This is a genomic window from Streptomyces sp. NPDC087215 (assembly GCF_044744885.1).
In the GTDB taxonomy this organism is placed as follows: Bacteria; Actinomycetota; Actinomycetes; order Streptomycetales; family Streptomycetaceae; genus Streptomyces.
This window is the reverse complement of the sequence record NZ_JBIUZD010000007.1, coordinates 51645-73144: the sequence shown is the minus strand read 5'-3', so window position 1 is coordinate 73144 and position 21500 is coordinate 51645. Positions and strand designations below refer to the sequence as shown.

19 protein-coding genes are annotated in these 21500 nt (G+C 73.8%); 3 read left to right on the top strand and 16 right to left on the bottom strand.

From position 1 onward, the window contains the following. Positions 1-92: 92 nt before the first annotated feature. Both ACIO92_RS19890 and ACIO92_RS19885 read right to left on the bottom strand, forming a co-directional pair. Complete coding sequence (locus ACIO92_RS19890) at positions 93-1205, bottom strand: ABC transporter permease (RefSeq protein WP_402282656.1); 1113 nt, start codon at positions 1203-1205, stop codon at positions 93-95. Beyond that, positions 1205-2359 carry an ABC transporter substrate-binding protein gene (locus ACIO92_RS19885; RefSeq protein ID WP_402282658.1) on the bottom strand — a complete coding sequence of 385 codons (1155 nt, stop codon included), beginning with the start codon at positions 2357-2359 and terminating at the stop codon, positions 1205-1207. Before ACIO92_RS19885 ends, ACIO92_RS19890 begins: the two co-directional genes overlap by 1 nt. A 281-nt stretch (positions 2360-2640) precedes the next feature. Here ACIO92_RS19885 and ACIO92_RS19880 point away from each other — a divergent pair, with 281 nt between their 5' ends. After that, positions 2641-3393: a GntR family transcriptional regulator gene (locus ACIO92_RS19880; RefSeq protein ID WP_401241186.1), complete on the top strand. Its 753-nt coding sequence runs from the start codon at positions 2641-2643 to the stop codon at positions 3391-3393. A 156-nt stretch (positions 3394-3549) separates the two neighbouring features. Further along, positions 3550-4218, top strand: a complete 669-nt coding sequence (locus ACIO92_RS19875; RefSeq protein WP_366444219.1) for a DedA family protein — start codon at positions 3550-3552, stop codon at positions 4216-4218. 164 nt (positions 4219-4382) lie between these two features. Here ACIO92_RS19875 and ACIO92_RS19870 read toward each other — a convergent pair whose 3' ends face one another. Continuing rightward, positions 4383-5480 (bottom strand): CaiB/BaiF CoA transferase family protein, encoded by a 1098-nt coding sequence (locus tag ACIO92_RS19870; RefSeq protein ID WP_401241183.1) that lies wholly within the window; start codon positions 5478-5480, stop codon positions 4383-4385. A 235-nt stretch (positions 5481-5715) separates the two neighbouring features. Here ACIO92_RS19870 and ACIO92_RS19865 point away from each other — a divergent pair, with 235 nt between their 5' ends. Continuing rightward, complete coding sequence (locus ACIO92_RS19865; protein WP_366444217.1) at positions 5716-6132, top strand: Ohr family peroxiredoxin; 417 nt, start codon at positions 5716-5718, stop codon at positions 6130-6132. 190 nt (positions 6133-6322) lie between these two features. Here ACIO92_RS19865 and hemL read toward each other — a convergent pair whose 3' ends face one another. The 13 genes from hemL to ACIO92_RS19800 form a co-directional block, all read right to left on the bottom strand. After that, the gene (gene hemL, locus ACIO92_RS19860; RefSeq protein ID WP_366444216.1) at positions 6323-7627 is read right to left on the bottom strand and encodes a glutamate-1-semialdehyde 2,1-aminomutase; all 1305 of its coding nucleotides are present in this window, start codon (positions 7625-7627) and stop codon (positions 6323-6325) included. Then, on the bottom strand, positions 7624-9705 hold the full coding sequence (locus ACIO92_RS19855) for an acetate--CoA ligase family protein (protein WP_366444215.1): 2082 nt from the start codon (positions 9703-9705) through the stop codon (positions 7624-7626). The genes hemL and ACIO92_RS19855 overlap by 4 nt, the downstream gene beginning before the upstream one ends. Then, the gene (gene hemA, locus ACIO92_RS19850) at positions 9702-11249 is read right to left on the bottom strand and encodes a glutamyl-tRNA reductase (RefSeq protein WP_366444214.1); all 1548 of its coding nucleotides are present in this window, start codon (positions 11247-11249) and stop codon (positions 9702-9704) included. The genes ACIO92_RS19855 and hemA overlap by 4 nt, the downstream gene beginning before the upstream one ends. Positions 11250-11253: 4 nt before the next feature. Next, a complete protein-coding gene (hemB, locus tag ACIO92_RS19845) occupies positions 11254-12273 on the bottom strand; it encodes a porphobilinogen synthase (protein WP_366444213.1) in 1020 nt (339 codons plus the stop codon). A 113-nt stretch (positions 12274-12386) separates the two neighbouring features. Beyond that, the gene (locus tag ACIO92_RS19840) at positions 12387-13187 is read right to left on the bottom strand and encodes an aspartate/glutamate racemase family protein (protein WP_366444212.1); all 801 of its coding nucleotides are present in this window, start codon (positions 13185-13187) and stop codon (positions 12387-12389) included. Further along, positions 13156-14409: an FAD-dependent monooxygenase gene (locus ACIO92_RS19835; protein ID WP_366444211.1), complete on the bottom strand. Its 1254-nt coding sequence runs from the start codon at positions 14407-14409 to the stop codon at positions 13156-13158. Before ACIO92_RS19835 ends, ACIO92_RS19840 begins: the two co-directional genes overlap by 32 nt. Continuing rightward, positions 14406-15197 (bottom strand): arylmalonate decarboxylase, encoded by a 792-nt coding sequence (locus tag ACIO92_RS19830; RefSeq protein WP_366444210.1) that lies wholly within the window; start codon positions 15195-15197, stop codon positions 14406-14408. The genes ACIO92_RS19835 and ACIO92_RS19830 overlap by 4 nt, the downstream gene beginning before the upstream one ends. 284 nt (positions 15198-15481) lie before the next feature. Next, positions 15482-15943, bottom strand: coding sequence for a tautomerase family protein (locus tag ACIO92_RS19825; protein WP_366444209.1), 462 nt, complete (start codon positions 15941-15943; stop codon positions 15482-15484). A gap of 29 nt (positions 15944-15972) precedes the next feature. Next, complete coding sequence (locus tag ACIO92_RS19820; protein WP_366444279.1) at positions 15973-16545, bottom strand: LuxR C-terminal-related transcriptional regulator; 573 nt, start codon at positions 16543-16545, stop codon at positions 15973-15975. 186 nt (positions 16546-16731) lie between these two features. After that, the gene (locus ACIO92_RS19815) at positions 16732-17667 is read right to left on the bottom strand and encodes a DMT family transporter (RefSeq protein ID WP_366444208.1); all 936 of its coding nucleotides are present in this window, start codon (positions 17665-17667) and stop codon (positions 16732-16734) included. Positions 17668-18316: 649 nt separating this feature from the next. Beyond that, on the bottom strand, positions 18317-19255 hold the full coding sequence (locus tag ACIO92_RS19810; RefSeq protein ID WP_366444207.1) for a LysR family transcriptional regulator: 939 nt from the start codon (positions 19253-19255) through the stop codon (positions 18317-18319). 27 nt (positions 19256-19282) lie between these two features. Further along, a complete protein-coding gene (locus tag ACIO92_RS19805) occupies positions 19283-20200 on the bottom strand; it encodes a TIGR03619 family F420-dependent LLM class oxidoreductase (protein ID WP_366444206.1) in 918 nt (305 codons plus the stop codon). After that, a complete protein-coding gene (locus ACIO92_RS19800) occupies positions 20197-21441 on the bottom strand; it encodes an MFS transporter (RefSeq protein WP_401241166.1) in 1245 nt (414 codons plus the stop codon). Before ACIO92_RS19800 ends, ACIO92_RS19805 begins: the two co-directional genes overlap by 4 nt. Positions 21442-21500: the final 59 nt, after the last annotated feature.

The window sequence follows — 21500 nt, the reverse complement described above, 5'->3', positions numbered from 1 at the left end:
ACGCGGCTCCGCGGCGCTGGTGGCGGCCGTCCGTGGGGACGCGGGGGCGGAGGCCGTGCGGGGCTCCGCGGGACCGTCCGCCGTGCTGGGGGTCATCGCAGCCATCGGGCGCTCCGTCGGGTCAGGGGCAGGTAGACGGCCATCACCAGGGCGGCGACGAGGATCATGTCGAGGCCCAGGGCGAGGGCCACGTTCTCCTGGCCGGTGAGGACGTTGCCGGAGAGGGCGTCGGCGATCTTCAGGGTGACCAGTGGGACCGAGCCGCCGACCAGGGCGGCGGCCGTGGCGTGGGCGGCGAAGGCCGTGCCGAAGAGCAGGACCAGGCCGCCGAGGAGGGAGGGGGCGAGCACGGGCAGGCCGACGTACCGCCAGAACTGCCAGGGGGTGGCGCCCGCGTTGCGGGCGGCCTCGCGCCACTGGGGGCGCAGTCCGTCGAGGGCGGGCACGGTGACCAGGACCATCAGCGGGATGAGGAAGTACAGGTAGACCACGGTCAGTCCGGTGAAGGAGTACAGGTCCCAGCCGAGCGCGCCCAGGTCGCCGAGCTGCGTGACGACGCCCGAGATGCCGAGGGTGGCGATGAAGGCGAAGGCCAGCGGTACGCCGCCGAAGTTGGCGAGGACCCCCGAGGCGGTGAGGGCCGCCGTGCGCAGGGTCCCCGAGCGGGAGGTGACGACGGCCTGGGCGACGAGGACGCCGAGCACACCGCCGAGGAGCGCGGTGAGCGCGGAGAGCTGGACGCTGCCGAGGAGCGAGCCCAGGTACGGGCCCTGGAGCGAGAGCGCCAGGTGGTCACCGGTGAGGGATGTGGTGGTGGCGCTCTCGGGGGCGCCGGGGCCCGCGGGTTCCGTGCGGGTCACCGCGCCGAGGAGGAGGGCGGTGAGCGGGAGGCCGAAGAAGACTCCGGCGAAGAGGACGAGGGGGAGGACGGCGAGCCAGGCGCGCGGGCCGCGCCGTCGGCGGCGGGTGCCGCCGACGGTGTCCGTCCCCGGGCGGGGGGAGGCGGACAGCGTGCCCCTCTCCGGGCGGGGAGCGGTGTCCTTCTCCCGGTGGGGCGGGCCCGGGGTGTCGTCCGTGTCCCGGACGGGCGTGGCGGACGGGCTGTCCGTCCCCGGGTGGGGAGCGGTGGGCACGGTGTCCGTCTCCCGGTGGGGCGGGCCCGGGGTGTCGTCCGTGCCCCGGTGGGGCGTGGCGGGTGCGGTCATCAGGAGACGGCCTTGTCCCACTTCTCGGCGAGGGTGGCCTTGGCCTTGTCCAGCTCGGCGGAGGCCGGGAAGGCGGGGATGCCCTCGACCTGGGGGAGCTTGGCGACGAAGGACTTGTCGGCGGTGCCGTCGGCGGTCATCGCGGGCAGCAGGACCGGGCGGGCGTAGCCCTTGAGCCAGAGGTTCTGGCCCTCGGCGCTGTAGAGGAACTCCATCCACAGGCGGGCGGCGGCCGGGTGCGGGGCGTCCTTGTTGATGGCCTGCGAGTAGAACTGGGCGTAGACGCCGTCGGCGGGGACGGTGACCTTCCAGTCGACGCCCTTGGAGGCGAACTGGTCGGCGTAACCGGCGTTGAGGTAGTCCCAGTCGATGGAGATGGGCGTCTCGCCCTTCTCGACGGTGGCCGGGGTGGACTCGACGGGGATGAAGTTGCCGCTCTTCCGCAGCTTGCCGAAGAAGTCGATGCCGGGCTGGATGTCGGAGAAGGAGCCCTTGGCGGCGAGGGCCGCCGCGTAGACGCCGCCGAAGGCGGAGCCGGACTTGGTGGGGTTGCCGTTGAGGGCCACCTTGCCCTTGTACTCGGGCTTCAGGAGGTCCGCGAAGGTCTTCGGGCAGTTCGGTACGCGCTTGGCGTCGCAGCCGATGGAGACGTAGCCGCCGTAGTCGTTGTACCAGCGGCCGTCGGCGTCCTTCTGGGCGTCGGGGATCTTGTCCCAGGCCGTGACCTTGTACGGGGCGAACAGGCCCTCCTCGGCGCCGCTGCGGGCGAAGGCGATGCCCAGGTCGAGGACGTCGGGGGCGCGGTCCTGGCCCTTGCGGGACTTGACGGCGGCGATCTCGTCGGCGCTGGCGGCGTCCGGGTTCTCGCTCTGGATCTTGATCTTGGGGTACTTGGCCTGGAAGGCCTTGATGATCTCGCCGTAGTTGGCCCAGTCCGGCGGAAGGGCGATGACGTGCAGGGCGCCCTCCTTCTCGGCGGCCGCGACCAGTTCCTTCATGCCGCCGAAGGCGGTCGCGGAGGTGGCCTCGGCGGCCTTCGCCCCGGCGCCGCCTGCGGCGGGTCCTTCGGGAGCGGCGCCGCAGGCGGCGGTGAGGGTGGTGAGGACGGCGGCGCCGAGCAGGGCGGCGGCGCGGCGGCCGGAAGATCTGGGCACGGTCACTCCTGGGACGAGACGGGGGCGTCACTTGAAGGGGCTGTCACTTGTCTGAACAAGTTGGGCTCCAGTTCGCCCGGGTCCCGCGACGCGGAGATGAACGGGACATGACCCGCCGGGGAGGAGTGCGCGAAGACCGGGACCACATGAACCGCTGGTGAACTGCGGGCAGTTGACTGTGTCCGAAAGCGGCACCGGGGACGTGCGGCGGAGTTAGAGTGAACCTCCGGCCCGGCACGCGGGGTGACCGGCTGCGCACAGCACCGAGGGAAGAGAGGCACGTGGGCACGGCACGCTATCTGGAGATCGCCGAGGCCGTCCGGCAGGCGGTGCTCGACGGCGAGTACGCCGTGGGCTCCCGGCTCCCCTCCGAGGCGGACCTCGTGGCCCGCTGGTCGGCCTCCCGGGGGACGGTCCGTCAGGCGGTCGCCGTCCTGGAGTCGGAGGGGCTCGTCGGCTCCCGGCAGGGCGCCCGCCGGATCGTGCTCCGCCAGGAGCGCCGCCACAGCTTCGCCGAGCTCAACAGCTTCGCCCAGTGGGCGCACGGCATGGGGCTGCGCGTCACCAGCCGCATCCTGCTGCGGTCACGACGGGCGGCCACGCCCGAGGAGGCCCGCCGTCTCGCCGTACCGGCCGGGAGCGAGGTCCTGCACGTGCTGAGGCTGCGCCGACTGGAGGGCGAACCGGCGATGATCGAGCGGACCGCGTACGCGGGCTGGGCGGCGCCCGCCGTGGAGGCGCTCCCCGAGGACTGCGTCTCGATCATGGAGAGCATCGCCCGGGAGTCGGGCATCGTCGCCCAGTACGGCGAGCACCTCATCGACGCGGTGGCGGCGGGTTCCCGGGACGCGGAGCTGCTCGACATCCGCCGGGGCAGCCCGCTGCTGCGCCAGCGGCACATGAGCCGCGACCGGTCGGGACGGCCGATCGAGTGGACGGACGACCGCTACCGGCCCGGCAGCGTCACCTTCAGCGTGACGAACTCCGCCACCACGACCCCCCTGGAACGGCACCGGGGCGCTCCGGCGCCCTGACGCCGCTCCTACACCGGAACCCGTACCCTGTCCTCTCCCGCAGGGTGGCCGGACGGGAGCCCGTGTGCCGGGAACCACCCCCGGGTTCCCGAGTCGGAGGGGGCGCCGGGGCGCCGCCCGGCGGGCCGTCCCCCACGCCCCGGAGATTCCCCCCACATGCCCTTCACGACCACGTCCCTCGCCGCCGCCCAGCAACCCGCGGGCGGTGTCGCCGGATGGGCCACGGAGCTCGTCGACACGATGGGCGGGCCCGGCGCCGGGCTCGCCATCGCCCTGGAGAACCTCTTCCCCCCGCTGCCCAGCGAGGTCATCCTGCCGCTGACCGGCTTCGCCGCCGGGCAGGGCGTGATCTCCCTGGCCTCCGCCCTGTTCTGGACGACCCTGGGCTCGGTGACCGGGGCCGCGGCCCTCTACTGGATCGGGGCGCTGTTCGGACGGGAACGGATGCACGCGGCCTGGGCGAAGCTGCCGCTGGTGAAGGCGAGCGACCTGGAACGGACCGAGCGGTGGTTCGCCCGGCACGGCACCAAGGCGGTGCTCCTGGGCCGGATGGTGCCGGTCTTCCGCAGCCTGATCTCGGTGCCCGCAGGGGTCGAGCGGATGCCGCTGCCCGTCTTCCTGCTGCTCACCACCCTCGGCAGCTTCATCTGGAACACCATCCTCGTGATGGCCGGGTACTGGCTCGGCGACAGCTGGGACCTGGTCGAGGGCTATGTGGGCATCCTGTCGAAGGCCGTCCTCGGCCTGGCCGTACTGGCCCTGGCCGCGTTCCTGGCGGTACGGCTCCGCAGCCGCAGCGAGGGCAGGCACCGCCGGGTCTCCTGACGCACCCCGGGCCGGGCGTTCCCGCTCCGGCCCCCGGACATGCGGCGGGACCCGCGCGCGGGCACGTACGCCGCCCCGGACACGTGCGTACGCCGACTTCCGCGCGGGCACCGGACACGTACGCCGACGCGGCACCGGGGCTCACGGCCGACAGGGGCCGCAGGTCAGCCGCGCCACTCCGCGAGGACCTCCTCGGTGTGCTCGCCGGGGAGCGGGGCGCGGCCCGGCGCTCCGGCGGGGGTGCGGCCGAAGCGGGAGGCGGGGGCGGGCTGGACCGAGTCGCCGACGGGCACGAAGGCGCCCCGCGCGGCGAGCTGGTGGTGACCGGCCGCCTCGGCGGCGGTGAGGACCGGGGCCACTCCCGCGTCCACGGCGTCGAAGACCTTCACCCAGTGGTCGCGGTCCCGGGCCGCGAACCGCTCCGCGATCAGGGCGCGCAGGGCGGGCCAGGCGGCCGGGTCGGCCCGGTCCGGCAGTTCCTCGGCCCCGGTCAGACCCAGCTGGTCGAGGAGGTTCCCGTACAGCTTCGGCTCGATGGCGGCGACCGCGAGATGGCCCCCGTCGGCGGCGCGGTAGAGCGAGTAGTGCGGGGCGTCGGTGACGGTGTGGATGCCGGGGGCCCGCCGCCACTGGTGGACGAGGGTGGCGATCAGGGCGGCGCCGTCCGCGAGGGCGGTGTCGACGACCTGGCCGCGCCCGGAGCGCTCCCGCTCGTGGAGGGCGGCGAGCAGTCCCTGGACATGGGCGTTGGCGCCGCCCGCGAAGCTGGAGAGGTACGCGGTCGGGGGCAGCACCGGGTCCCCGGTCGCCGGGTCGGTGTCCAGGGCGCCGGTCAGCGCCAGGACCGCGAGGTCGTGTGCGGCGCGGCCGGCCCACGCGCCCTGCTGGCCCCAGCCGCTGACCCGTCCGTACACCAGGCGCGGATTGCGGGCGAGGGCCGCCTCGGGGCCGATGCCCAGCCGGTCGGCGACGCCGGGGCGGAAGCCCTCGACGAGGATGTCGGCGTGCTCGGCGAGCGCCAGGGCCTGCTCGACGCCCTCGGGGCTCTTGAGGTCGAGGGCGACCGAACGGCGGCCCCGGGACAGCGGGTTCTCTCCCGGGCGCGGTGCGTCGGGGCCGGGCGCGGTGCCGGATGTGGTGCCGGGTGCCCGGTCGATCCGTACGACGTCGGCGCCGAGACCGGAAAGGACGGTGCCGACGTACGCGGTGGGCGCCGCGCCCGCGAATTCCAGGACGCGTACTCCGGTCAGCGGTCCGGCCATGGCCAACTCCCTTGAATTCTCGATTCGGTGACGCGTTCCACGGTATTGCGGCGGGCGGGCGTAAGGACTGCGGAGATCCGTAGCGCCGGGAATTCGGCGGCGCCCGAGACTGGGAGGAAATACCGAGCCGACCGGCCCCCTCCGATTCTCCGGTTCATCCGGTCTCCTCGGTTCTCCGATTTCCCGGCTCCCGGTTCTCCGGCCCGCCGGTCCCCCGATTCCGAAAGGCAAGCGAATGGCCGTCGTCTACACCGCCGAGGTCACCTCCACCGGAGACGGGCGCAACGGCGCCGTGCACTCCTCCGACGGGCTCCTCGGCCTTCCCCTGTCGAGCCCCAAGGCCGTCGGAGGCTCCGGCACCGCCACCAATCCCGAGCAGCTCTTCGCGGCGGGCTACGCCGCCTGCTTCCACAGCGCGCTCCGGGCCTCCGCGCGCGAGTCGAGGACGGCGCTCACGGACGACACGGTCACCGCCGAGGTGGCGCTGCACAAGGAGGAGGGCGGCTTCCACCTGTCGGTGGTGCTGGGCGTCGTGCTTCCGGGGCTGGCCCCCGCCGAGGCGCGGCGGCTCGCGGAGGCGGCGCACGGCCGCTGCCCGTACTCCAAGGCGGTCCGGGGCAACGTCGAGGTACGGGTGGACGTCACCGTCTGATCCGGCACCGCGCGGTCCGGGCCCCGGCCCGGACCGACCGCGCCCCACGCACACAAAGGGGAAGCCCCCGTGGTCCTGCCACGGGGGCTTCCCTGTGTCCGGTCCGTTCGGGGGCCCTGCGCGGCCGGTCCCGTTCGGGGGCGTGCGCGGCCGGTCCGCCGTGGGCGTGCCGCGGCGGACCGGCCGGTCGCTACGGTCGCGCCGCCGACGCCGCGGCACGCGCCGCCGACGGGAGCGCCTCGACCACCCGGGAGACGGCCCGGTCGTCGTGGGCGGCGGAGATGAACCACGCCTCGAAGGGCGAGGGCGGCAGATAGACGCCCTGGCGGAGCAGTTCGTGGAAGAACGGCGTGTAGCGGTACGCCTCGGTGGCGCGGACGTCGTCGAAGTCGACCACCTGGTCCTCGGTGAAGAAGACCGAGAACATGGTGCCGGAGTACTGCACCCGGTGGGCCACGCCCTCCTTCGTCAGGGCCGCCGACACCTCGGTGCCGAGGGTCGTGGAGACCTCGTCGAGCCGTGCGTACACCTCGGGGGTGCTGTGCCGGAGGGTGGCGAGGCCCGCGGCGGTGGCGACCGGGTTCCCGGAGAGGGTGCCCGCCTGGTAGACGGGGCCCGCCGGGGCGAGGTGGGACATGACGTCGGCACGGCCGCCGAAGGCCGCCGCCGGGAAGCCGCCGCCCATGACCTTGCCGAAGGTCAGCAGGTCGGGGGCGACTCCGTCGCGGCCGAACCAGCCCGCGCGGCTGGCCCGGAAGCCGGTCATGACCTCGTCGGAGACGAAGAGCGCGCCGTGCCGGGCGGTGATCTCCTTCAGGCCCGCGTTGAAGCCGGGCAGCGGCGGGACGGCGCCCATGTTGCCGGGGGCGGCCTCGGTGATCACGGCGGCGATCTCGTCGCCGATCTCCGCGAAGACCTTCTCGACGGAGACCAGGTCGTTGTACGGCAGGACGATCGTGTCGGAGGCCTGGGCGCCGGTGACTCCGGGGGTGTCGGGCAGCGCGAAGGTGGCGAGGCCCGAACCGGCCGAGGCGAGGAGCGCGTCCACATGGCCGTGGTAGCAGCCCGCGAACTTCACGATCTTGCCGCGTCCGGTGAAGCCCCGGGCCAGCCGGATCGCCGACATGGTGGCCTCGGTGCCGGAGCTGACGAGCCGGACCTGCTCGACCGGCGCGACCCGGTCGACGATCTCCTCGGCGAGTTCGACCTCCCCGGTGGAGGGGGCGCCGAAGGAGGTGCCGTGGTCCAGGGCCCGGGTGACGGCCTCGACGACGGCCGGGTGCCGGTGGCCCAGGATCATCGGGCCCCAGGAGCAGATCAGGTCGACGTACTCGTTGCCGTCGCTGTCCGTGAGGTACGGGCCCTGCGCCGAGGCGATGAAGCGGGGGGTGCCGCCGACGGCGCCGAAGGCACGGACCGGGGAGTTGACGCCGCCCGGGGTGACCTTGCGGGCCCGCTCGAACAGGGCCTTGCTCGCGTGCTCTCCGCCGCTCATCGGCCGGTCTCCTCGGTGGTGGCGGTGGCGTCCGTGGCGGCCGGGGCCCCGGTGGTCAGTGCCGCGTCCAGGACGACGGCGCCCGTGGGCAGCACGCGCACCGGGTTGAGGTCGAGGGCGAAGCCGGGCGGCCAGTCCTGGACGAGTTCACCGACCTTGTGCAGGAGTTCGGCGGCTGCCTCGACGTCCACGGCGGCCCGGCCCCGGGTCCCGGCGAGTATCTTGGCGCCGCGCAGTCCGGCGAGCAGTTCGGCGCCCTCGCCCGGGGCCAGCGGCAGCAGCCGGTGGCCGACGTCGTCCAGGACCTCGGTGAAGATCCCGCCGAGACCGGCGGTGAGCACCGGGCCCAGGTCGGTGGTGTGGACGCCGACGATCAACTCGACTCCCTCGTCGACGAGTTCCTCGACGAGGACCCGGCCGCCGAGCGCGGCGAGCCTGGCGTAGGCCTCGGGCGCGGCCTCGGCGGTGACGCCGACCTCGACGCCGCCCGCCTCCGTCTTGTGGAGCAGACCGGGGACGACGGCCTTGAGCACGGCGGTGCCGCCGACCTCGGCCACGGCGGCGGCCGCGTCCTCGGGGCTCCCGGCGATCCGGCCCTCGGGCACGGCGATCCCGGCCCCGGCGAGGAGGGCCTTCAGCTCCGGCTCGCCGGCGCCGTCGCCGGGGCCGGGCACGGTGCCGGGGCGGGGGGCCTCGGGCAGCACCCGGGGGCGGCTGACCTCCCACAGGGCGGCGGCGGCGCGCAGGGCGCGGGCCGGGGTCGGGTACTCGGGGAGTCCGGCCTCGCGCAGGTCGCGCGGGGCGTCGGGGGCGAGGAAGTCGGCGCCGGTGCGGGCCACGAGGATCGGCTTGCCGCCCTTCACGGCGGCCCGGGAGAGCGCGTTGACGGCCTTCTCGACGTCGGGTCCCGCCATCACGCAGAACGCGGCGACGATGATGTCGACGGTCTCGTCGGCGATGAGGACGTCGAGGGAGCGGTCGAAGAGCGAGGGGTCGCTGAGGACCGTGGCGGTGATGTCGACGGGGTTGTCGATGGCTCCGAAGGCGGGGACGATCTCGGCGAGCGCCTCCTTGCTGCGCGGTTCCAGGTCGCTGAGTTCGAGTCCGTACGCCTCGACGGCGTCGGCGGCGAGGATGCCGGAGCCGCCGGAGGTGGTGACGACGGCGACGCGGTTGCCGGTGGGGCGCCGCTCGGACTCGAAGACCCGTGCCACGTCGAGGAGTTCGTCGATGTCGTCGACGCGGACGATGCCGAGGCCGCGCAGGGCGGCGTCGAGGACCCGGTCGTCGGTGGCGAGGGCGCCGGTGTGGGAGGCGGCGGCCCGGCCGCCGGCCTCGGTGCGGCCGGACTTGAGCAGGGCGACGGGCTTCCCGGAGCCCGCGAGTTCGCGCAGGGTGCCGATGTCGGGGGTGTCCTCCAGATAGCCGAGGAGGCCGGTGACCTCGGGCACGGCGGCGAGTTCGCGGAGGACTTCGAGGGCGGTGACGTCGGCGTCGTTGCCGGTGCTGACGACCCAGCCGGGGCGCAGTCCCCGCTCCAGGGCGAGGCTGGCGGCCCCGAAGCCGAGGGCGCCGCTCTGGCTGACGAAGGCGAGGGTGCCGGGCTCGAAGGGCACGGACTCGGCGCCGAAGAGGGGGCTGAAGGTGGCGAGGACGCGGTTCTCGTAGGCGACGGCGCCGATGCAGTTGGGGCCGATGATCCGCAGACCGCCCGCGCGGGCCCTGGCGACGACCTCCGCCTGGAGGCGGGCGCCCTCCTCCCCGGTCTCGGCGAAGCCGGAGGAGGCGATGACGGCGAGCTTGACCCCGGCGGCCACGCAGTCGTCGACGGCGCCCGGCACCCGCTCGGCGGAGACCATGATCAGCGCGAGGTCGACCGGGCCGGGGGCGTCCTTGACGCTGGGGTAGGCGGGGACGCCGAGGATCTCCGGGGAGCGCGGGTTCACCGGCAGGATGCGGCCCTTGTAGCCGTACCGGAGGAGGTAGTCGAGCGGCTTGCGGCCCAGGGCGCCGGGGCGCTCGCTGGCCCCGATGACGGCGATGGATTCGGCTTCCCAGAGGGCCGAGATGTCACTCATGCGATGGCCTCGATCTTCTTCTCGTTCGGGTCGTTCGTGCCCGCGCCGGGGAGGGTCGCGGTGCCGGGGGTGGTCGCGGTGCCGGAAGTGGCTCCGGTGCTGGAAGTGGTCGTGGTGCCGGACGTGCCGGAAGTGGCTCCGGCTCCGGAGAGGGCTCCTGCTCCGGCTCCTGAAGTGGTGGTCACGGCGCCAGAGGTGGCTCCGGTGCCGGGAGCGGTCGCCGCGACCGGGTTCGTGCCGGTGCCGCCGCCGGTCTCCGCCGCCGCGAAGAGCCGGGTGAAGGCGGCGATGTGCCGGGCCCCGTCGGGGTCGGCCGCCAGTTCGCGGACCAGGACGGTCGGCTGGTGCAGCGCCTTGTCGACGATGCGCCGGACGCTGCGGTCGATCTCCTGCCGTACGGAGCCGTCGAGACCTTCGAGGCGGCGGGCGAGCCGGTCGAGCTCGGCCTCGGCGGCCTCGGTGGCGGCGGTCCGCAGCGCGGTGAGGACGGGCTTGGCCCCGGCGAGCCGGAGGCCGGTGCGGAACTGCTCGACCTCGGCGTCGATCAGTTCGTGCGCGGCCTGGACGCTGGCCGCGGAGATCTCGTCCTCCTGGCCCTCCTCCGCGATGCGGCGGAGGTCGACGAAGGTGACGCCGGGCAGTTCGGCCGCGCCGGGCGCGATGTTGTGCGGCAGGGACAGGTCGAGCAGGAACAGCTCGCGGCCGTCCCGGGCGGCGAGCGCCGTCTCCACGTCACGGGCGCTGACGAGGTGGCCGGTGGCGGCGGTGGCACCGACGACCACGTCGACCTCGGTGAGCAGCCGGGGCAGGTCCGTGAGGTCGTACCCGACTCCCCCGGTGGTCTCGGCGAGGCGCTGGGCCTTCTCCGGGGTGCGGTTGGCGACGTGCACCCGGTCGAGACCGGAGCGGCGCAGCGCGGCGACGACGACCCCGGCGAAGGCCCCGGCACCGATGACGAGGGCGGTCTTGCCGTGCAGGGAGCCCACCCGGCGTTCGAAGAAGCCGAGTCCGGCGGTGGCGAGGGAGCGGCCCGCCTCGTTGAGTCCGGTCTCGTTGCGGGCGCGCTTGCCGACCCGCAGGGCGGTCTGGACGGCCTTGGCGAGGACGCGGCCGGTCCGGTCGAGCCGCTGGGACCGTTCGAGGCCGAGCTTGACCTGGCCGAGGATCTGGTCCTCGCCGACCACGACGGATTCCAGGCCGGAGGCGACGGCGAACAGGTGGCGTACGGCTCCGTCGGCGTGGTGGGTGTAGAGGTGCGGGGCGATCTCCTCGTGGTCGACGCCGGTGTGCTGGGCGAACAGCTCGCCGAGGCCGGTCAGTCCGCCGGGGTCGCCCGCGCCGCCGGACGGGCCCCGGGTCTCGGCGTAGATCTCCAGGCGGTTGCAGGTGGAGACGACGACGGCGGCGTCGATGCCGTCCACGGAGGTCGCGTCGGAGACGAGGTCCTCGGCGGGGCGGTCGGTGCCGGCGAGTCTCTCCAGGAGGTCGAGCGGGGCGCTGGCGTGGCTGATGCCGAGGACCAGCATGGAGGAGGACGAGGTCACCGGGTCACCGGTCCAGGGTCTGGGCGAACTCGGAGGCCCAGTAGGTGATGATCTGGGTGGCGCCCGCGCGGTGGATGGACGCGAGGCTCTCGCGGACGACCTGGTCGCGGTCGATCCAGCCCTTGGCGGCGGCGGCCTCGACCATGGAGTACTCGCCGGAGACCTGGTAGGCGGAGACGGGCACCTGGACGTGGTCGGCGATGAGCCGGACGATGTCGAGGTAGGCGAGGGCGGGCTTCACCATGACGAGGTCGGCGCCCTCGGCCACGTCCAGCGAGACCTCCAGGAGGGATTCGCGGATGTTGCCGGGGAACTGCTGGTAGCCCTTGCGGTCGCCGCGCAGGGTGGACTCGACGGCGTCCCGGAAGGGGCCGTAGAAGTGCGAGGCGTACTTGGCGGAGTAGCCGAGGATGGCCACGGACTGGTGTCCGGCCTGGTCGAGGGCTTCGCGGATGCGGCGGACCTGGCCGTCCATCATGCCGCTGGGGGCGACGATGTGGGCGCCCGCGTCGGCCTGGACGACGGCCGCCTGTGCGTACAGCTCGATGCTGGCGTCGTTGTCGACGTCGCCGTCGGCGTCGAGGACTCCGGTGTGGCCGTGGTCGGTGTACTCGTCGAGGTTGATGTCGCCGATGATCACGGTGGAGTCGCCGACCTCGGCGGTGACGTCCCGCAGGGCGACCTGGAGGATGCCCTCGGGGTCGACGGCGCCGGTGCCGGTGGGGTCCTTGTGCTCGGGGATGCCGAAGAGGATGAGTCCGCCGACCCCGTTGGCGACCGCTTCGGCGGCGGCCTTGCGGAGGGTGTCGCGGGTGTGCTGGAAGACGCCCGGCATGGACGGGATCTCGCGCGGTTCGGTCAGGCCCTCGCGGAGGAAGAGGGGCTGGACGAGGTTGGCGGGGCCGACCCGGGTCTCGGCGGCGAACCGGCGCAGGGCGGGAGTGCGGCGCAGTCGGCGGGGGCGGTAGTAAGGGGCGGCGGGGTCGGTGGCCGCGGTGTTGCGGCCGTAGGCGTCGTACGTCATGAGCGTGACTCCTCGGGAGGTGTGACGGCTGGGGTGGTGGCGTGCGGTCGTGCGGAGTTCTGCGGGGGCCCGGACTGCCGCCGGGCGGCGTACACGGCATCTCCTGGCGCGCTCTAGAGCGCCGAGCCGAGGAAGACCTGCTCCAGGTGCTTGGAGACGGGCTCCTCGGGGCGGCTGAACCAGTAGCCGTGGCCGCTGCGCTGGAAGAGCTTCAGCTCGCCGAGCTGGACGAGGGTCTCGGCGAGCTTGACGGCGAGTCCGGCCGGGTCGATCACGGGCAGGCCGTGCAGTTCGTGGATGCCGAGGTGCCAGAGGATCTCGTTGGGGATGCCCTCGGCGGGGATGATGACCTCGGCTCCGGCCTTGGCGGCGCGCAGCGCTGCGGCCGAGTACACCTCGACGAACTCGTCGAAGTCGCCCTCCAGGGAGCGGTGTACGGAGTCCCAGCCGCCGGGGACGACCTCGTAGGAGCTGAGCGAGGACTCCAGGCGGTACTGGCGGATGTTGGCCCTGATGGGCTCTTCCAGGGGCGGCATGAAGCCGAGGACGCCGAAGCGCTGCCCGGTGAGCGCCGAGAGGAAGAAGGCCGTCTCGCCGTAGCCGAGGGTCGGGATGGAGGCGAGGTGGCGGGCGTCGCGCAGACCGGGGTCCTGGCCCGCGGCGATCACCCAGGCGTCGTAGCCCTCCCGTTCGGCGACGAGCGCGGACTCGGAGAAGTGCCTGCTGAAGAGGACCTGGGCGGAGTGGTGGCCGACCAGGCCGAAGGGGGTGCGGTCGGGGTAGGTGTCGGCCGGCAGGGTCTTGATGTCGACGGTGGTGCCGGGTGAGGCGATCGAGTCGAGGTGCTCGCGGTACCACTGGTCGAGCAGCGGCAGGCGTCCCTCAACGGTGTGCTTGTGAAACCAGATCCGCATGTGCGTCACCTTTCAGGGGTCGTGGTGCGACGTCGAGAAGTGATGCCTTGAACAGGTAGTCGGCGGCCGACCGGGGGTCGGCGGCGGTGCGCTTCACGGCGGCGAGGGCCGCGGGGAGTCCGGCCGGGCCGTCGATGCCCGCCGTGCGGGCCTCGCTGCGCGGGATGACGGCCGTCTCGACGACGTTCCTGCGCCGGTCGAGGGCGGCGTCGAGGACGCTCTCCCCCGCCGGGTCGCCGCGCAGCACGGCGGCGAGGGCCCGGCCGGTCTCCACCGCGTCGTGCAGCCCGCAGTTCATGTTCAGACCGCCCGCGGTGGACGTCAGATGGGCCGCGTCCCCGGCGAACAGCACCCGGCCGGCCCGGTAGCGGGGCAGCAGGAACCGGGCGAGCCGGTAGGTGTGGGCGTCGCCGACGCGGACCGCGCGCCCCGCGTCGCCCGGCAGCGCCCGCTCGACCCTGGCCCGTACGGCGTCGGGGGCGAGGATCTCGTCCCGGTCGGTGCCGCGCGGGACGCGGAAGATCAGCCGCCAGTGGTCGGTCATGCCGAGCGCGCTGTACGAGCCCCGCGGGTCACGGACGTAGCTGAGCGCGGCGAGCCCGGGGACCAGTTCGTCGAGCGGGGTCTCGGTGACCACGCGGAGCGCGTAGTCGGGGTAGACCTCGGCGGTGCCGGGGAGTCCGGCGAGGTCCCGCAGGACGCTGCGGCTGCCGTCGGCCGCGAGGACGTACGGGTGCCGGGTGACGGTGGTCCGCCCGGCGGGGTCCTCGGCGCGCAGCCGGACCCCGTCGCCGGTGTCCTCGGCACCGGTGACGGTGGCGCCGAAGCGCACGTCGGCGAGTCCGGTCGCGGCGAGTTCGGCGAGCAGCAGCGGGGTGAGCCGGGACTGTTCGACGTGGAGCCGGTACGGGTGGCCGGTCGCCCCGGCGAGCAGGGCGTAGTCCAGCTCGGCGTGGACGCCGCCGTCCAGGTCGCGCCACTGGACGCGGTCGACGACACGGCCCTGGCGGCGCAGGGCCGCCGCGACGCCGAGTTCGTCGAGGAGGTCGAGGGTGGACGGGTGGAAGGTGGAGGCGCGGGACTCGGTGGCGAGTTCCGTACGGGACTCCAGGAGGGTGACCGGTACGCCGGACCTGGCGAGGACGAGCGCGGCGGCGAGTCCCACGGGCCCGGCGCCGACGACGGCGACGGGTTCCCGCCGGGAGGCGGCGGAACCGCTCACGACACGGTCACGGCGGTACGGCCGGAGGCCTCGGACCGGTCGCCCCGGGCGGCGCCGGTCCGTTCGGCGAGCCTGCGCAGCAGCGGGTGGGCGTCGGGGCCGTCGGCCGGGACGCCGAGGGTGTCGCGGGCCCACCAGGCGCTCGCCAGGTTGGAGGTGAGCAGGGTCCGCGCGCTGTCGCGGCCCAGTTCGGCGAGCGCGTCGAAGGTGAACATGCCGGTGCCGGTGAACAACAGGGTGGCGTCCTCGGGCAGTTCGGCCTCCCGGACCTGGGCGACGAGTTCGTCGGTGGTCACGTCGTACGGGGAGAAGCGGGCGCCGGCCCGGATCTTGACGACCCGGTCGACGGCGAGCCCGGCGGCTTCCCAGTAGCCCTGGCTCAGTTCGGTGAGCCAGGGCTCGTACGGGGAGACGAGGACGAGCCGCTCGGAGCCCACGGCGCGCGCGGTGTCGAGGATGGCGAGGGCGGCGGAGCGCACGGGCGCGCCGGTCCGCTCGGAGAGTTCCGCGCAGAGGGCGCGGTCGCCGTCCGGGGTGAGCAGATAGTGGGATCCGGTGCAGGAGACGACGGTGGCGTCGGGACGCAGTCCGCCGAAATTCCCCAGGACATCGGGGAGCACCTCGTTGTACTTCTCAAGACGGCCGCGCAGGTCATTTCCGGGAAGGACCGGGAATCGCGCGGTGTGGACATTCAGTGCGGGGCTTACGAGGCCCACGATCTCGGGTTCGGCCGCGGCGTTTCCGGAAGGAACCACCACACCGAGTCGCGGCGCCGATTGCAGAGCCATGAGCGAGTCTCTCCGATCCGTCGGTGCCATTGACATCACCGTACGAGGGAAAAGCACCGCACATCGATACGGGATTCCGCACCCGTGGCCGAATCCGGTCCGTGCACGCGAACGGCGCCGCACCGGTGAATACGGTGCGGCGCCGCGGGCGTCCGGAATGCGGGGCGGTCCTGAATGCAGGACCGTCCAGAATGCGGGACGGTCCGGAATGCGGGACGTGCGGCCCCCCGGACCATCCGGAATGCGAGATGCCCGTGCGGGACACCCGGAAAGCGGAAACGGAATTACTCGGCCCGGGTCACGGCGGCGGCCTCGGCGATGAATTCGTCGATCTTGGCGCGGCGGGTGAGGGCGTCGTTGACGGCCCAGTTCCCCTCCGGGATCTCGTTGACGACGAGCCAGACGACCGTGTCGGCGCTCCCGGTCGCCTCCCGTGCGTGCCGGGTCACCTCGGCCCCCAGCGCCTCGTTGCGCTCAGGGGTCAGGAAGCCCTTCAGCGGGGTGAGCACCACCAGGACCCCGGGGGGAGTGCCCGCGCCGGTGACCGCGAGGCCCTTGGGCGCCTCCCGGACGTACACCCAGGTGGCGGAGGCGAAGAAGTCGGTGTGGGGCAGTTGCATGGCGGTCAGCACGGAGTCGGCGACCCGCTGCTGCAGGACCTCCGCGGCGGCTCCGGTGACACTGCCCTCGGGGACGGTTATCTCGACCAGCGGCATGACGACTCCCAGCGATGTGTGCGCGGACATGTGCGCGCGGATACGGACGAGGTGAAGGATCAGCAGGCCAGCGCGGCTTCGAACCGGTCGATGGCAGCGGCCAGTTGGGCGCGCCGGCGGATGTCGAGCTTCCGGTAGATCCGGGTGATGTGCAGTTCCACGGCGCGGGTCGACACCGTGAAGGACTCGGCGATCTGCTTGTTGGTCAGTCCGTCGAGCATCATCGTGGCGATGCGCCGTTCGTGGGCGGTCAGCTCCTCGCGGACGGCGGTCTCCTCGCGGAGCGCCGGCGGGACGGGCGTCGGGACGCCCCCGCGTATTCGTTCGTGGGTCCCGGCGCCTCCGGTGGACCGTTCCAGACCGGCGAGCACGACATGTCCCATGACCGCGTTCCACTCCCGGACCCGCAGTTCCCCGATGACCTGGGCCTGCGCGTACGGGTCGGCGTACAGGACCCGCAGGAGCGTCCGGCGGTCACGGGCGTCGCAGACGAGGAGTTCCCCGGTGCCGTCCCGCCAGGGACCGCCGCCGAGCAGGATGCCGCGTGCGGCCATCCTTTTCCAGTAGGTCCGGTGAGCCTCCCCGAAACTCAGCCGGTCCGTCTCATTGCCACGGAAAACGAGTTCGACCACAAAAGCCACTTACGACTCCCCCACAAAGGCCGGGTGTTTCCGCTTGTGACGCTACCACCCACCACCGGCCCCATTAATGAACACAATGTTGCGGTCGGTGGCCCGGAATTTCCTGAGGGAATGGCGGTCGCCCGGCCGTCGGAAACGGCCGGGTGTCGCCCCGCGTCACTGCTTCCCGGGCGGCGGCTAATCGGCCGCCGTCGTGGTCGCCACGGGGGTCGGGGCGGGCGCGGGCTCCGGCTCGGGTGCCGGGCGGGGCTTGCGCCGCAGCAGCCCGGTGGCCGCGAGCACCGCGACGGCGCCGACCCACACGGTCCAGCCGAGCGGCTCCTGGAGCACGGCGGCGCCCAGGACGACGGCGACCGCGGTCATCAGATAGGTGACGGTCGAGGCGACCGTGGCCCCGTCCTTGATGATCAGTTCGAAGTTGAGCAGGGCGGCGAAGCCGGTGCAGACGACGCCGAGGACGAGGACCGCGATCACCGAGTCGGTCCGCCAGGTGACGGTCTGGAGACCGAGGAACGGGAAGGCGACCAGGAGCATCACGGTGGCGACGCCGAGCTGGCCGCCCGCGAGCATCAGCGGCGGGATGCCCCTGCCCACCAGGAACTTGCCCATGTACGCGAAGCTGGCGCCGAAGCTGATGGAGCCGAGGACGAAGCAGAGGATGCTCCAGCCGGAGCCCGCGGAGGCGGAGTTCCACGGGGAGGCGATGAGCGCGGTGCCGCCGAGACCGAGCAGCACGCCGCCCGCCTTGAAGCCGGAGACCCGCTTCTCCTGGCCGAGCAGCAGGGCGGCGGCGAGGGTCCAGATCGGGGCGCTGCCGTTGACGACGGCGGCGACGCTGCTGGAGCCGTCGATCTCGCCCTCGGCGTAGAGGGTCCAGGGGACGGCGTTGCCGAGCAGCGCGGCGACCGACAGATGCCCCCAGGTGGCGGCCTCCTTGGGCAGCCGGAGCCCCTTCGCGTAGCCGATCGCGAGGATGACGACGGCGCCGAGCGCGAGCCGGATCAGCACCATCTGCACGGGGGAGAAGCCGTACCCGGCGATCTTGATCCACAGGAAGACGGAGCCCCAGATGAGGCTCAGCGCGGCCAGCCGTGTGTACGTGGCTTTGGACATGGGTGTTTCCGCTCTCCGGAGGAGTCAGGGAAGGAAGGGGGAAGGGGACGCGCGGTACGTTCCGCGGTACGGCCACGAGCCTGGCACCGGGGCCCGGCCGGGTCCAGCAACGGCTGGTGGACGGTACCTTCCAGCAGCCGTGGCGAATCACGGGCGGCCTTCGCGGGCGGACGCGTTCGCGCTGGTCGGGCGGTACGGGGCGGGGTCGGGCGGTGCGGGGTCGGGCCGGGCGGTACCGGCCGGGGAGCCCGGACGGACTCGACCGGCGACCCTGTTCGTACGGCACCGTCCTGTCGGCCGGGCCCGACGTGGAGTCCGGCGGGAGCCCGGACCCGCCCCCTCTCGTGTCCGGCACCGGCGGGCGGGGCGTGCCTGGCGGGCGCGTACGGCAGGGGCGTTGGCGTACCGCGTACGGCAGAGACGTACGACGAGTGCGTGAGGCGAGCACGTACGACAGGTGCGTCCGGCGGGGGCGTACGGCAGGGGCCTGGACCGGGTCGGACCGGGTCGGACCGGGCCTGACCAGGCCGGACCGGGCAGACCTCAAAAGCCCCTCGGTCCCAGGCTTCCGGGCCCTGGGCCCGAAGAGGACCCCGATGGACCCCGGCCCCGGCCTCGGCCCCGACCCGCCCCGGTGGTCGGCCGCCGGTCAGGCCGTCGTCGCCACCGCCGCCCGTGCCACCGTCCGCAGCGCGTCCAGGACCGCGGCGATCTCCGGCGAGGTCTGGCTGCCCTCGCGGACGGCCGCGAAGACCGTCCGGGACGGCGCGTGTTCGCTGAACGCCCGGATCGTCACCTCCGGCCGGGGCGCCGGCTTGGCCAGCCGGGGCACCAGCGCGACCCCGAGGCCGAGCCGTACCGCCGACAGGGTCGCGTCCCAGTCGCCGATGGCGTGCGAGGCCTGCGGGGTGAACCCGGCGGCCGTGCACGCGGCGACGCCGATGTCGTGGCACATCCCGGTGGTGGCGAAGATCCAGGTCTCCTCGGCGAGGTCGGCCAGGACGAGCCGCTCCCGGCCGAGGAGCCGGTGCCCCTCCGGCAGGGCGATGTCGAAGGGGTCGTCGCAGAGCGCGACCCGGTGGAACCGGCCGTCGGAGCGGCCGTCCTCCCCCGCGCTCCCGGCCGCGCGGGTGGTGTCCGCGGAGATGACGACGTCCGTCTCGCCCCGGTGCAGCAGGGAGAAGCTCTCCGGCGGATCGACCTCGGCCAGCGAGGTCCGCAGCAGCGGCCGGGTCTCCCGCAGCCGCGCCACGGCGGGCAGGATCAGGGCCGAGAGGGTGGTGGAGAAACCGGCGACCGCCACCTGACCCCGCTCGCCGCTCCGGTGGGCGGCCAGCTCGGCGCGCAACTGCTCGACCTGGGTGAAGACCGCGTCCGCGTGCCGCAGCACGATCCGGGCGGCCTCCGTGAGCCGCAGTCTGCGCCCCGACGGCTCGGTGAGCTGTACGCCCAACTCGCGTCCCAGGGCGCTGATCTGCTGCGAGACGGCCTGCGGAGTGAGGTGGAGCGCCTGGGCGGCCGCGCTGACCGTGCCGCGCTCGCTGAGCTCCCTCAGCACCCGCAGCTTCCGCAGGTCCGGATCGACCATCTCGCGCACCCCTCCCTCACCGACCGGTCAGCGTACGCGGCCCGCGTCCAGGTCGATGATCTCCTTGGCCAGTGTCTCCAGGACGTCCAGGTCCCGCGCGGTGCGGCCCGGTTCGCGCCGGTCGCCCGGATAGGTCGGGTCGAGGACCACCGCCTGGGCACCCAGGTCCTGGAGGAGTCCGAGGTCGTCGGCGATCTGCCCCAGGGTGCCCTCGCCGAGGAGCCGCCCCGGGCCGAGCGGCCGGGGGGTGACCCGGAGCTTGATCCGGGGGCAGAGGCCGGGAACGGGCCGCTCGTGCTCCTCGGCGACCTGACGCAGCGTCGGCACGCCCACACCGAGGAGCCAGTCGCCGGAGACGGACGTGGGGTGCCAGGCGTCGCCGAGGCGGACGGCCCGGCGCAGCGCCCCGTAGCTGTGTCCGCCGACCCACACCGGCGGGCCGGGCCGCTGCACGGGCAGCGGCCCGGTGTGCACCTCCCGGAAGGAGACGTGGGCGCCGTCGAAGGAGGCGACCTCGTCCGCCCAGCAGGCCTTGATCGCGGCCAGGTACTCGTCGCTGATCGCACCGCGCTTGCGGTACGGGACGTCGATGACGGCGAACTCGCGGGCCGCCCACCCGGCGGCGGCCCCGAAGACGAACCGCCCGCCGCTGAACCGGTCGATGTTGGCGACGACCCGGGCGGTGTGCACGGGGTGCCGGTACGGAAGGATCGTGACGGTCGTGCCGAGGCCCACGGTCCTGGTGACCCCGGCGAGCCAGGAGAGCGTCGCGAAGGGGTCGTAGAACGGGGCGGGGAAGAGGTGCTGCACATCGGGGGTGAGCGCCACGTGGTCGGAGACCATCGCGTAGTGGTAGCCCGTCGACTCGACCCGCAGCGCCCAGTCGGCGAGGGCGTCGGGGGTGGCCTCGGGGCCGTAGTTGGGCAGATTGACGCCGAACTTCATGGGGCGTTCCTTTCCAGGTCCCCGTCCGTGGTCGCGTCCGCGGCCCGGGTCCCGTTGGCATGGTCCGTGGTGCTCCGGCCGGTCCTGGCGTCGCGTCCGGCGAACGCCCCGACCGCGGCGAGGTGGAAGAGGACTCCCGCGAGCGCGACCCCGGCGGCGGGGAGCGGGAGCCAGCGGGCGTCGAGCCCGCCGGCGAGGGCGAGGCCGCCGAGCGCGGAGCCGACGGCGCCGCCGAGATAGGTGGCCGAGCTGTTGAGGCCGACGGCGGCGGCTCCCCCGGCGCCGTCCCCGGCGAGCAGCCGGTGCTGCTGGGGGACGACGAACGCCCAGCCGACCACGCCCCAGACGAACAGGGGCAGCAGGACGAGACCGGGCACGGCGCCGGTGAAGGGCAGCAGGGCCAGGGCGGTGGCGAGGGTGCCGAGCAGGCCGACGGCGAGGAACGCGGGCTTCCCCGTGCGGTCGACGAGGGCCCCGGCGAGGAAGCTGCCGCAGACCCCGCCGATGCCCCAGACCCACAGGTGGGGCACCGCGCTCCCGATGTCGGCGGTCCGCCGGAGGACCGGCTGGAGATAGGTGTAGAGACCGAGGCTGGCGACGGTCTGGGTGAAGGTGACGGCGACGACCACGGCGACCCGGGGCCGGGCGAGGGCGCCGAGCCGGGCCCGCAGGTCCGGCGCGGCGGCGCCGGTGACGGCGGGCAGCCGGGTGGCGACGCCGAGCAGGGCGAGCACCCCGAGTCCGGTGATCAGCCACAGCGCGGTGCGCCAGCCGGAACGGTCGGCGACGAGCAGTCCCAGGGGGACGCCGAGGACGGTTCCGGCGCTCATGCCGCCGAGGACGAGGCCGAGGGCCCGGCCGCGCCGCTCGGGCGGCACGAGCGCTCCGGCGGCGGTGGCCGCCGCCGGGGTGAAGAGGCCCGCGCCCGCGCCCGCGAGGGCCCGGGTGCCGAGCAGCCCGGCGTACGAACCGGTCAGCGCCGTACCGGCGTTGGCGAGGACGAAGACGACGAGTGCGGTGATCAGGACGGTCCGGGTGCCCCAGCGCGCGAGAACGGCCGAGAACAGGGGTGCCGCCAGGGCGTAGCAGAGGGTGAAGACGGTGACGGACTGTCCCGCCAGGGAGACGGAGACCTCCAGGTCGGCGCCGATGCCGGGGAGGAGCCCCGCCATCGCGTAGGCGTCGGTCCCCATGGCGAAGGAGCCGAGCGCGAGCAGGGCCACCGCGCGCGTGCCGCCCATCACACCCCCTTGTGTCCGTGTGTCGTGCTGGTTCGGTGCGTACGGGTACGGGCGGGTAC